Genomic DNA, 11,033 nt, shown 5'->3' with positions numbered 1-11,033 from the left:
CGCCGGAAGCGGTCAGCGCGGGCCTCCCGGCGGCAAGGTCGGCACGTCAGCGCCCCTTTCTATAGGGTCGGATCAAGGACGAGCGACGAAGGGCGACCCATGGCGCAGCAGGTACGCGGAGTCATCGCCCCGGGCCGGGGCGAGCCGGTCCGGATCGAGACGATCAACGTTCCCGACCCCGGTCCGGGCGAGGCGGTGGTGGACGTGCAGGCGTGCGGCGTCTGCCACACCGACCTGCACTACCGCGAGGGCGGGATCAACGACGACTTCCCGTTCCTGCTCGGCCACGAGGCCGCCGGCATCGTCGAGTCGGTCGGCGAGGGCGTCACCGAGGTCGCGCCGGGCGACTTCGTGATCCTGAACTGGCGGGCGGTGTGCGGGCAGTGCCGTGCCTGCACGCGTGGCCGTCCCTGGTACTGCTTCGACACCCACAACGCGACGCAGAAGATGACGCTGGAGGACGGCACCGAGCTGTCGCCCGCGCTCGGCATCGGCGCGTTCGCCGACAAGACCCTGGTCGCCGCCGGGCAGTGCACCAAGGTCGACGCGGCCGCCAAGCCCGAGGTCGCCGGGCTGCTCGGCTGCGGGGTGATGGCCGGCCTGGGCGCGGCGATCAACACCGGCGGCGTCACCCGCGGCGACAGCGTGGCGGTGATCGGCTGCGGCGGCGTCGGCGCGGCGGCCGTGCTCGGCGCCCGGCTGGCCGGCGCGGCGAAGATCATCGCGGTGGACCTGGACGACCGCAAGCTCGCCACCGCCACCGGCCTCGGCGCCACCCACACCATCAACGGCACGGGCACCGACGTGGTGGCGGCCGTGCAGGAGCTGACCGGCGGGTTCGGCGCCGACGTGGTCATCGACGCGGTCGGCGTCCCCGAGACCTACCGGCAGGCGTTCTACGCCCGCGACCTGGCCGGGACGGTCGTGCTGGTCGGCGTCCCGACGCCGGAGATGAGGCTGGAGCTGCCGCTGCTGGACGTGTTCGGACGCGGCGGGTCGCTGAAGTCGTCCTGGTACGGCGACTGCCTGCCCTCGCGCGACTTCCCGATGCTCATCGACCTGTACCTGCAGGGGCGGCTGGACCTGGAGGCGTTCGTGTCCGAGACGATCGGGCTGGACGACGTCGAGGCGGCGTTCGCGAAGATGCACCACGGCGACGTGCTGCGCTCGGTGGTGATCCTCTGATGGCCGCCCGCGTCGACCACCTCGTCACCTCCGGCACGTTCTCCCTCGACGGCGGCACCTGGGAGGTCGACAACAACGTCTGGATCGTCGGCGACGACACCGAGGCGGTCGTCATCGACGCCGCGCACGACGCCGCCGCCATCGAGGCGGCCCTCGGCGGCCGCCGGCTGGTCGCGATCGTGTCCACGCACGGCCACGACGACCACGTGGACGCCGCGCCGGCCCTCGCCGCCGCGACCGGCGCGCCGGTCCTGCTGCACCCGGACGACCTGATGCTCTGGAAGCAGAAGCACCCCGGCACCGACCCCGACGGCGCGCTGGCCGACGGCCAGGTCATCACGGTCGCGGGCACGGACCTGACCGTCCTGCACACCCCGGGCCACAGCCCCGGCGCGGTCTGCCTGTACGCGCCGGGCCTCGGCACCGTCTTCTCCGGCGACACCCTGTTCCAGGGCGGCCCGGGTGCGACCGGCCGTTCCTACTCCGACTTCCCGACGATCATCGATTCGATCCGGGAGCGGCTGCTCACGCTGCCGCCGGAGACCGTCGTGCGGACCGGCCACGGTGACTCCACCACGATCGGCGCCGAGGCCCCGCACCTGCAGGAATGGATCGCGCGCGGCCACTGAGCCGGGCTAATCAGGCGGCGATCCCGGTTCCGGGGTCGCCGCCTCGCCGTTCAGCACCGCCTCGGCGACGCTCCGCACCGACGCGCCGAGGCGTGCCGCTCCCCCGTCCGCGACGACGTGCCGCACCAGTTCGGCGTCGAACATCCCGAGCAGGGTGTGGGCGGTGAAGTCGGCGTCCAGGCCGGGCCGGGCCTCGGTGAGCAGCCGCGTCACGTGCTCGTGCCAGCGCCGGTAGGTCGGGTCGGCGTGCTTGTCCTCCGCGCACGCCCGCTCGTGCGCCGCGAGCAGGGCGACGTTGTGCGCGGCGAGGTCGGCGAGCGCCGCCAGGAAGGCCGTCAGCCGCTCACCGGGCGGGGCGGCGGCGCCGAGCGGCGCGGCCGCGCCCTCGATCCCGTCGGCGATCCGGGCCGCCCGCTCTTCCAGCAGCGCCGTGAGGAGCCCGGTCCGGCTGCCGAAGCGGCGGAAGACGGTCCCCTTGCCCACCCCGGCCGCCGCCGCGACCTTGTCGAGCGAGACGTGCTCGAAGCCGTGCGCCTCCAGCAGCTCCTCGGCGGCCCGCAGGATCGCGCGCCGGTTGCGGGCGGCGTCGGCGCGCTCGGCCATCGCGGATCTCCTGTCGACAAATCGGACTGACGGTCCGTATATTACCGCGCAGAGATGCGGACCGTCGGTCCGCTTAATCGGAGGAGACCGCCGTGCACGTGCTGGCCATCGTCGAGGGAATGTCGCTGCAGCCGATCGCGCTCCCCGACCCGCTGCCCCACCAGGCGCTGGTCGAGGTGCGCCACACCTCGGTCAACCACGGCGACCTGCGCGCCGGCGTCCGCCCGCCGGGCACCGTCCTCGGCTGCGACGCGGCGGGCGTCGTCGTGCGCGCGGCGGCGGACGGCAGCGGGCCGCCCGCCGGGACCCGCGTGCTGGCCTTCGCGCCCGGCGCCTGGGCGCAGCGGATCGCGGTCGCCACCACCGACCTCGCCGAACTGCCGGACGGGGTGGACCCGGCGGAGGCGGCGGCGCTGCCGCTGGCCGGCGTCACCGCGCTGCGCACGCTGCGGGCGGGCGGCCCGCTGCTCGGCCGGCGCGTGCTGGTCACCGGCGCGACCGGCGGCGTCGGGCGGCTCGCGGTGCAGCTCGCCCGGCGCGCCGGGGCGCACGTGATCGCCTCGGTGCGCGACCCCGGGCGCGGTGCGCTGCTCGGCGCGGACGAGGTCGTGACCGGCCCGGCGGGCGTCGACCGGCCGGTGGACCTGGTGCTGGACACCGTCGGCGGCCCGCAGCTCACCGCCGCCTGGGACCTGCTCGCGCCCGGCGGCAGCCTGCAGAGCATCGGCTGGGTCAGCGGGGAGCCCGCCGTCCTGGCGCCGTACGCGACGTTCGCGCTCGGCGCCGCCCGGACGCTCAGCTCGTTCGGCGACGCCGACCGCACCGGCCCCGACCTGGCCTTCCTGGCCGGGCTGCTGGCCGCCGGGGAGCTCGACCCCGGCATCGGCTGGCGGGGCCCCTGGGAGCGGGTCGCCGAGGCGCGCGGGCCCGGCAAGGCGGTGATGGACATCGCACCCTTCGGTGACATCCGGGGCGAGGACATGACGGGCGGCGCCGGTGCGCCATAGTGTCCCCTGGACCGTCCGGTGATCGAGGGGGTGCGATGCGGCCCAGGGGACCGCAGGCCGTCGCCGTGGCGCTGTGCGTGGCCCTGACGGGCTGCGGCACGGCGTCCGGAACGTCCAGGGGCGCGTTGAACGTGCCGCCGCCGACCGCGCCCGCCGCCGACGTGGTGCCCGCCACCACTCCCCCGCCGCCGTCCGCGCAGCCCCGGCCGCAGACCCGCCCGGTCCGGCCGCTCGGCAGGCCCGGCGGCTGGCGGATCACCACCTACTACACCGCCGTCCAGTCGTTCCACGGCGGGAAGCCGACGGCGGTGCGCGGCTGCCCGCAGCTGCACTGCACCCGCGGCCGCACCCCGCTCGGCTCCTACCCGGCGGACTTCCTGAAGATCATCCAGATCGAGGGCAGCGGCCGGATCACCGCCGGCCCGAACAAGGGCCGCTACCTGAACTGGTCGCACAGCGTCGGCTGGTGGCTGGACGACACCACCCGCGACTCCACCGCCAAGCCGCTGCACCCGTGGAGCACGGCCGCCGCCGACAAGGACGTGCTGAAGCGCGGCCAGCGGTTCGCCGTCACCGGCTGCGGCCGCACCGAGAGCGGCGAACCGGTCGAGGCGAAGGTGTGCGCGGCGTTCCGCAACGCCTCCTGGACGGTCACCGACCTGTTCCGCCCTGGCTACGGGGGCGAGCACCACGCCGACGTCTACATCGGCGAGGAGACCGGCCCGGGGTTCAAGAGGTTCTACACCACGCTGCGCGGCGCCACGCTCGGCGCCGCCTAGCGCTCGGCGGCCTGCGGCTCGCGGTCCGCGCGGCGCGGCGAGGCGAGCCGGGTGGCCTGGGTGCGGCCGCGCAGCGTGACCTCCTCGCCGAGCCACCAGCGGTCGGCCTCCTCGGGCGGGGCCACGGCGACGACCGCGCCGGCCGCGAGCACCCGCTCCTCGGTGGTCTTGGCCAGGTCGGTGAGGCGGGCGGCCTCGTTCACCGGGTCGCCGATCACGGTGTACTCGAAGCGCTCCTCGGCGCCGATGTGCCCGGCGACCGCCTCGCCCGCCGAGACGCCGACCGCGGCGCGCAGCGCGGGCACCTCGGCGCGCAGCCGGACCGCCAGCTCGCGGGCGGCGGCGAGGGCCCGGCCGGGGGCGCCGTCCAGCGCCAGCGGCGCCCCGAAGATCGCCAGGGCGGCGTCGCCCTCGAACTTGTTGATCCAGCCGCCGTGCTTGCCGATCACCTGAACGACCACCGCGAAGAAGTCGTTGAGCAGCTTGACCACCTCGGTCGGCGGCCGGTCGGCGGCCAGCCGGGTGGAGCCGATCAGGTCCACGAAGATCACCGCGACCTCGCGCAGCTCGCCGCCGAGGTCGATGCCGCGCTCCAGCGCGTCCCGCGCGACGTCCTCGCCGACCTGGCGGCCGAACAGGTCCTGCAGCCGGGCGTGCTCGCGCAGCCCGGCGGCCATGTGGTTGAACCCGGCCTGCAGCAGCCCGATCTCGCTGGCGTCGTAGACCGGCACCTGCACGTCCAGGTCGCCGCGCTCGATCCGGGCCAGGCCGAGGCGCACGGACTCGACCGGGTCGGCGATCGCGCGCGCGGCGCCGTAGGTGACGCCGAGGCCGACGGTCAGCGCGGTGCCGCCGAGCACGATCACCGCGACGGCGAAGTCGCGCAGCGAGACCTTGGCGATGGTGAACGAGCCGACCGCGAGCACGAGCAGCCCGAGCAGCGGGACGGCGGTGCCGAGGCTCCAGGCCAGCACCGACCGGGCGACCACACCGGGCAGGCCGGTGCGCCGCGGCACGCCGGCGCTCAGCGCGCTGGTGACCGCGCGGCGCAGCAGCCGCTCGGTGAGCAGGTAGACGATGGTGCAGGTGGTGAGGCCGCCGAGCAGGCTGGTCAGGCCGAGCTTGACGGCCAGCAGCACCGAGAACGGCGCGTTGATGATCACCCACAGGACGGTGCCGACGCCCCACAGCGTGAGGTGCACCGCCATCAGCCGCAGCGGGGCGTACAGCAGCAGGGAGCGTTCGCGGCGGCCGGGCTCGGGGTGCTGCTCGGCGAGCCGGCGGACGCGGCGGAAGAAGCGCTCGCCGAGCATCAGCCCGACCGGCACCGCGAGCACGACGTAGGTGCCGAACAGCCACACGTTGATGACGCGCAGCCGGCCGGGGACCTCGCCCTCGGGGCTCGGGATGACCAGGGTGAACAGCAGCACGACCAGGGCGCCGCCGAGGTTGGCCAGCGCCGCGGCGAAGATCACCAGCAGCCGGGAGCGGGCGGCGACGCGGGCGCGCGGCTCGTCCGGCGGTCCGTCGATCAGCCGCCACAGCAAGCCGAAGGGGCTGCGCGCCCGGGCGCGCTCCGGCTCCGCCTGCTCGGTCTCCATGACGCAGGAGATTATCCGGTCACCCTTAATGTTCCGTACATCACACCCCTTAACGGGATGTTCTGCCCGGTCAGGGACGGATCGGCTCCAGCATCCGGTGCGGCTCGCGCAGCGCCCGGCTGACCGGATCGTCGCGGCGGGGGTCCAGGCCGGGCCCGGGATGGATCTCCAGCTCCTCCAGCGAGACGTCCCTGCCGCAGGCCGCGCAGCCGCCGTCCGGGCCGATCTCCTCTCCGCAGCCGACGTGGCGGAACACCCGGCACGGCCCGGCGGCGAAGTTGTCGGCGCCCCAGCGCAGCAGCAGGTGGATCACCGGCCAGAGCTGCCGGCCGACCTCGGTGACGGCGTACTCGTGGCCCTCCTTGGCAAGGACGCCCGCGTCCACCAGCGCCGTCAGCCGCGCCGACAGGACCGCGCGCGGGATCTCCAGGTGCGCCTGGAAGTCGCTGAAGCGGCGCACGCCGTAGCAGGCGTCGCGGACGATCAGCAGCGTCCAGCGCTCCCCCACCACCTCCAGGGAGCGCGACAGGGAGCAGTCCAGCCCGCGGTAGTCCTTGCCGAGTGCCATGCCGCCAGATTACCCCCGCCATGGTTCGTTCACCGAACTCGATCGTGTTACCGTCGGTTCGTTCACCGAACCAAGGAGCGCGCATGACCACCCTGGCGACCCCCCGCGCCACCCGGTCCGGCCCCGGGCCCGCGGGCGCCGTGCTCGGCCTCACCGGCGCGGCGACCCTGATCGCCCTGATGAACTACACCGCGCCGATGGCCGTGCTGGCCGACACCGCCGCGAGCCTGCACGCCGGCGCCACCGCGCGGATCTGGCTGATGAGCTCGATCAGCCTCGGCCTCGCCGCGGCGCTGCTGGCGGTCGGCAGCCTCGCCGACGACCACGGCCGGCGGCGGGTGTTCCTGCTCGGCGGCCTCCTGCTCGCGGCCTCCAGCGCCGCCTGCGCCGTCGCGCCGGGCGCGGGCGTCTTCGTCGCCGGGCGGATCGTGCAGGGCGCCGCGAGCGCCGCGCTGCTGGCGACCGGCCTCGGCATCCTCGGCACCGCCTACACCGGCGCCGAGCGGGTCCGCGCCACCGGCGTGTGGGGCGCGATGCTCGGGCTCGGCATCGCGCTCGGCCCGATCGCCTCGGCCGCGTTCGCCGTAGCCGACTGGCGCCTGTGGTACTGGGCGACGGCCGCAGCCTCGCTCGCGCTGACCGCCGCGTCCGCCCGCGCGCTGCCCGAGTCGCGCGCCGCCGTCCGGCGCGGCCTGGACCTGCCCGGCACGCTCACCATGGCCGGCGGCGTCACCGCGCTGCTCACCGCCGTCACCCTCGGCCGCACCGGCTGGACGCGCCCGGCGGTGCTGGTCTCCCTCGCGATCGCCGCCGTGCTGCTCGCCGCGTTCCCGCTGGTCGAGGCGCGGCGCCGGGCCCCGATGCTGGAACCGGGGCTGTTCCGGCGGCCGGCGTTCCTGCTGTCGGTCACCGGCGCGCTGGTCACCGGCCTCGGCATCATCGGCGTGATGAGCTACCTGGTCACCGTGCTCGACGTGGCGCTCGGCATGACGCCCCTCACCGCCGCGCTGCTGTTCGCGGTCTGGTCGGGCCTGTCGTTCCTGGTCGCGCTGCAGGCGCGGCGGCTGCCCACCCGGTTCGCCGCGGGCCGGCTGCTCGCCGTCGCGCTGCTGGTGAACGCCGCCGGCGAACTGGCCCTGCTCGGGCTCGCGCCCGGCACGCACTGGTGGCGGCTGCTGCCCGGCCTGGTCGTCGCCGGGATCGGCAGCGGCCTCGGCAACGCGATGCTCGCCCGCGTCGCGGTGGAGAGCGTCCCGCCCGAGCGCGCGAGCATGGGGTCGGGCGCCAACAACACCGCCCGCTACATCGGCGCGTCCCTCGGCGTCGCCGGCGCGATCGCCATCGCGTCCTCCGGCGGCACCTCCACGACGGCGGTCCTGCACGGCACCAACGCGGCGATGCTGGCGTCGGCCGTGGTCTGCGCCCTCGGCGCGCTCCTGGCCGCCGTGCTGGACGGCCGCTAGGCCAGCTCCTCGATGAACGCGGTGAGCTGGGTCAGGTTGCGGCACTCGTACATCGGCACGATCTCGCCGTAGCGCGACGCCGCCGAGTCGCCGGTGTCCCACTGGGCGCGCGGCTCGGGGTTCAGCCAGTAGGAGTGCCGCGCCCGGCCCGCCATCGCGCGCAGGATCGGCAGGGACAGCTCGCCGTAGTTGGAGCGGGCGTCCCCGAGGATCAGCAGGGACGACCTCGGCCCGACCGCGTCGCCGTACCGGTCCTCGAACACCTTGATCGCGTTGCCGTAGTTGGACCGGCCGGTGATCCACACCAGGTCGGCCTCGCGGGCGATCCGGGTCATCGCGTCGGCCACGTCCACGCCGGGCGCGAAGTACTCGGTGATCTCGTCGGTGGCGTCGATGAACGCGAACGCCCGCACCTTGCTGAACTGCTCGCGCAGCGCGAACGTCAGCAGCAGCGTGAAGTGCGCGAACGCGGTCACCGAGTCGCTGGCGTCGCACAGGATCACCAGCTCGGGCCGGTGCGGGCGGCGCGGCCGATGGTAGGTGGTGAGCGGCACGCCGCCGCTGCCGAGCGACGCGCGCACGGTGCGGCGGAAGTCCAGCCGGCCCCGCTTGCCGGCCCGCTGCTTCTGCGTCAGCCGGGTCGCCAGGCGCCGCGCCAGCGGGTACACCTCGCGGCGCAGCGCCGCCATGTCGGCGCGGCCCGCGCGGCTGAAGTCCAGCCGCTCCAGCGGCGGGCGGACCGCCAGCCGCGCGGTGCGCTCCACCCCGGTGTCCTCGGCGATGCGCCGCCGCACCTCGGCGCCGACCATGTCCTCGAACCGGGTGATGCGGTCGCGGAAGGTGCGGCGGGCGACCTGCTCGGCCATCCCGCCGCGCTCCTGCCCGTTCAGGACGGCGTTCAGCAGGCCCGCCATCAGCGTCTCGGGCGACATCGCGCGCAGCACGCCCGAGGAGAACCACGACTGCTGGCCGGGTGTCTGCCCGTAGGCGGCGACGGCGTCGCGCGCGAACTGCCGCAGCGCCGCCTCGTCCCCGCTCAGCAGCAGGTCCGACAGCTCGGCGCGGCGGGCCTGCACCCGCGGGTCCAGCGGCGCCGGGACGGCCTTGCCCTCCTCGTCGTAGGAGCGCGCGGGACGGTCCGGGACGTGCGCGGCGCCGTCCCCGAGCGCCGCCGGGAACCACAGGTCGAACAGGGTGTCGAAGGTGGCCCGGTGCGCCGGCCGCTTCACCAGCGTCGCGGCGTAGGCGGCGCGCAGCGACTCGCGCTGCACCAGGTCGATCACCTGCATGGCGCGCACCGCGTCCAGGCCCTCGGCGAGCGACACCGGCAGCCCGGCCTCGCGCAGCGCCGCGACGAAGCCGGTGTGCCGGTCGACCAGCGAGCCCATCGTCAGCCCTTCAGCCCGAGTTCCCGGGCCGCGCGCTGCTGGTCGGAGACGTGCTTGAGGACGACGCCGAGGGTGCGCGCGACGGCCGCCTCGTCCAGCTCGTCCAGGCCGAGGGCGAGCAGGGTGCGGGCCCAGTCGATCGTCTCGGCGATCGACGGCGCCTTCTTGATCTCCAGGTCGCGCAGCGCGCCGACCGTGCGGACCAGCTGCTCGACCAGCGCGGCCTCGATGCCGGGCACCTGCGCCAGCACGATGTCGCGCTCGCGGTCGGCCGCCGGGTAGTCCAGGTGCAGGTACAGGCAGCGGCGCTTCAGCGCCTCCGACAGCTCCCGCGCCGCGTTGGAGGTGATCAGCACGAACGGGCGGCGGACCGCGCGGACCGTGCCGAGCTCGGGAATGGTCACCTGGAAGTCCGACAGGACCTCCAGCAGCATGCCCTCCACCTCGACGTCGGCCTTGTCGGCCTCGTCGATGAGCAGCACGGTCGGGTCGGCGCGCCGGATCGCCGCGAGCAGCGGCCGCTCCAGCAGGAACTCCTCGCCGAAGATGTCCTCGTGGGTCTCCTGCCAGCTCCGGTCGCCCGACGCGGCCTGGATCGCCAGCAGCTGCTTCTTGTAGTTGAACTCGTACAGCGCGCGGGCCTCGTCCAGGCCCTCGTAGCACTGCAGCCGGATCAGCTCGGCGCCGGTGGCGGCCGCGACGGCCTTGGCCAGCTCGGTCTTGCCGACCCCGGCCGGGCCCTCCACCAGCAGCGGCTTGCCGAGCGCCTGCGCCAGGAAGACGGTGGTGGCGATCGACTCGTCGGTCAGGTAGCCGCCCGCCGCGAGCCGCTCGGCGACGTCGGCGGGCGAGGCGAACAGCGGTTCGGGCGTCATCGGGCGATCACTTGGCCTTGCTCTTGGTGTAGGACTGGTTGGTGCCGGCGAACACCAGCTTGGCGCCGTTGTCGGTGACCTTGACGCCCCAGTAGGAGGCGGCCTGCGGGTCGCCGCCCTCCCAGGAGAAACGGTACTTGTCCGTGCCGTCGGGGATGGCCTGCCCCTTCCACAGCTGCTGCTTGTCCTTCATCCACACGCCGGCGCCGTCGCGCTGGAACTCGAAGTAGTCCTTGTTCACCCCGACCCAGCGGCCGACGAGCGCCTTGACCTGGGCGGGCTGCACCTTCGGCATCGGCGCCATGGTGGTCGGCGGCCCGGCGGGCGCGGCGTCCTCCTTCTTCTTCTCACCGCCGCCGCAGGCGGTGAGCGTGAGCGCGGCGGCGAGGGCGGCGCAGACGAGGGGGACGGTCGGGCGGGCCCGCTTGCTCACGTGGACCTCCGGAAGGAAAGGAAGGGAATGCGGCGGTTTACCGATCGGTACCGTATCCGGCCGGACCTCATCCTTGCGAGGTAGCGGGCGATTCGCTCCGCCGGGGGACGCGGACGATCACGCACCGTGTCTATAAACGGACCATGACGATGCCACGCCTGTCGCGCGAAGACCTGGCCGCGGCGCTCGCCGCCCGCCGCGAGCTCGGCCCCGACTACGACGACGCGTTCCTGGACTCGGTCGTGGACCGCCTCCAGGAGACCATGCCGGCCCGCGCGGGCGCCCCCGCGCCGAAGCGCCCGGCCCCCGCCGCACGCCCCCAGGGCGGGCGCGACCTCAGCCTGGTGATGGCCCTCGCGTCCCTGCTCGCGGCGATCCCGCTGAGCGCCATCGCCGCGGTCCAGGTGGGCGGGTTCGGGCTGGTGGTGGCGTGGGCCGCGATCGTCGCGGTGAACGTCGCCTACATGTACCGGCCCGCGCGCTGACGGCGGCCACGCCGGCA

12 protein-coding genes are annotated in these 11,033 nt (G+C 74.8%); 6 read left to right on the top strand and 6 right to left on the bottom strand.

Features of this window, described 5'->3' with window-relative positions; all coding sequences use genetic code 11:
* The first annotated feature begins 99 nt into the window (after positions 1–99).
* The gene (locus tag ACRB68_RS32835) at positions 100–1,185 is read left to right on the top strand and encodes an S-(hydroxymethyl)mycothiol dehydrogenase (RefSeq protein ID WP_153539577.1); all 1,086 of its coding nucleotides are present in this window, start codon (positions 100–102) and stop codon (positions 1,183–1,185) included.
* The gene (locus ACRB68_RS32830; protein ID WP_235960702.1) at positions 1,182–1,814 is read left to right on the top strand and encodes an MBL fold metallo-hydrolase; all 633 of its coding nucleotides are present in this window, start codon (positions 1,182–1,184) and stop codon (positions 1,812–1,814) included. The genes ACRB68_RS32835 and ACRB68_RS32830 overlap by 4 nt, the downstream gene beginning before the upstream one ends.
* A gap of 6 nt (positions 1,815–1,820) precedes the next feature.
* Here the strand turns inward: ACRB68_RS32830 and ACRB68_RS32825 are convergent, their stop codons facing one another.
* The gene (locus tag ACRB68_RS32825) at positions 1,821–2,417 is read right to left on the bottom strand and encodes a TetR/AcrR family transcriptional regulator (RefSeq protein ID WP_153539573.1); all 597 of its coding nucleotides are present in this window, start codon (positions 2,415–2,417) and stop codon (positions 1,821–1,823) included.
* Between the two features lie 92 nt (positions 2,418–2,509).
* On the opposite strand from ACRB68_RS32825, the gene ACRB68_RS32820 reads away from it, so the two are divergent.
* Positions 2,510–3,424 (top strand): zinc-binding dehydrogenase, encoded by a 915-nt coding sequence (locus ACRB68_RS32820; protein WP_328595076.1) that lies wholly within the window; start codon positions 2,510–2,512, stop codon positions 3,422–3,424.
* 35 nt (positions 3,425–3,459) lie between these two features.
* The gene (locus ACRB68_RS32815; RefSeq protein WP_153539571.1) at positions 3,460–4,203 is read left to right on the top strand and encodes a hypothetical protein; all 744 of its coding nucleotides are present in this window, start codon (positions 3,460–3,462) and stop codon (positions 4,201–4,203) included.
* Here the strand turns inward: ACRB68_RS32815 and ACRB68_RS32810 are convergent.
* Together ACRB68_RS32810 and ACRB68_RS32805 are read right to left on the bottom strand one after the other, a co-directional pair.
* Positions 4,200–5,804 carry an adenylate/guanylate cyclase domain-containing protein gene (locus tag ACRB68_RS32810; RefSeq protein WP_153539570.1) on the bottom strand — a complete coding sequence of 535 codons (1,605 nt, stop codon included), beginning with the start codon at positions 5,802–5,804 and terminating at the stop codon, positions 4,200–4,202. The two genes, ACRB68_RS32815 and ACRB68_RS32810, sit on opposite strands and share 4 nt — an antisense overlap.
* 70 nt (positions 5,805–5,874) lie before the next feature.
* A complete protein-coding gene (locus ACRB68_RS32805; RefSeq protein ID WP_153539568.1) occupies positions 5,875–6,372 on the bottom strand; it encodes a winged helix-turn-helix transcriptional regulator in 498 nt (165 codons plus the stop codon).
* A gap of 83 nt (positions 6,373–6,455) precedes the next feature.
* Between ACRB68_RS32805 and ACRB68_RS32800 the strand changes: the two genes are divergently transcribed.
* Positions 6,456–7,835, top strand: coding sequence for an MFS transporter (locus ACRB68_RS32800; RefSeq protein WP_153539565.1), 1,380 nt, complete (start codon positions 6,456–6,458; stop codon positions 7,833–7,835).
* Here ACRB68_RS32800 and ACRB68_RS32795 read toward each other — a convergent pair.
* From ACRB68_RS32795 to ACRB68_RS32785, 3 genes are read right to left on the bottom strand one after another with little or no spacing between them, the layout of a single operon-like run.
* Complete coding sequence (locus ACRB68_RS32795; protein WP_153539563.1) at positions 7,832–9,223, bottom strand: vWA domain-containing protein; 1,392 nt, start codon at positions 9,221–9,223, stop codon at positions 7,832–7,834. The genes ACRB68_RS32800 and ACRB68_RS32795 overlap by 4 nt on opposite strands.
* A 2-nt stretch (positions 9,224–9,225) precedes the next feature.
* Entirely contained in the window at positions 9,226–10,098 is an 873-nt protein-coding gene (locus ACRB68_RS32790; RefSeq protein WP_153539561.1) for an AAA family ATPase, read from the bottom strand.
* Positions 10,099–10,105: 7 nt separating this feature from the next.
* A complete protein-coding gene (locus ACRB68_RS32785) occupies positions 10,106–10,531 on the bottom strand; it encodes a hypothetical protein (protein WP_194293551.1) in 426 nt (141 codons plus the stop codon).
* 143 nt (positions 10,532–10,674) lie between these two features.
* On the opposite strand from ACRB68_RS32785, the gene ACRB68_RS32780 reads away from it, so the two are divergent.
* Positions 10,675–11,016, top strand: a complete 342-nt coding sequence (locus ACRB68_RS32780; protein ID WP_153539559.1) for a hypothetical protein — start codon at positions 10,675–10,677, stop codon at positions 11,014–11,016.
* Positions 11,017–11,033 lie beyond the last annotated feature (17 nt).

Origin of the sequence: Actinomadura macrotermitis (assembly GCF_009604375.1) — a bacterium.
Lineage (GTDB): Bacteria > Actinomycetota > Actinomycetes > Streptosporangiales > Streptosporangiaceae > Spirillospora > Spirillospora macrotermitis.
Note: the sequence above shows the minus strand (reverse complement) of the source record. Positions and strands in the feature narration are given on the sequence as shown.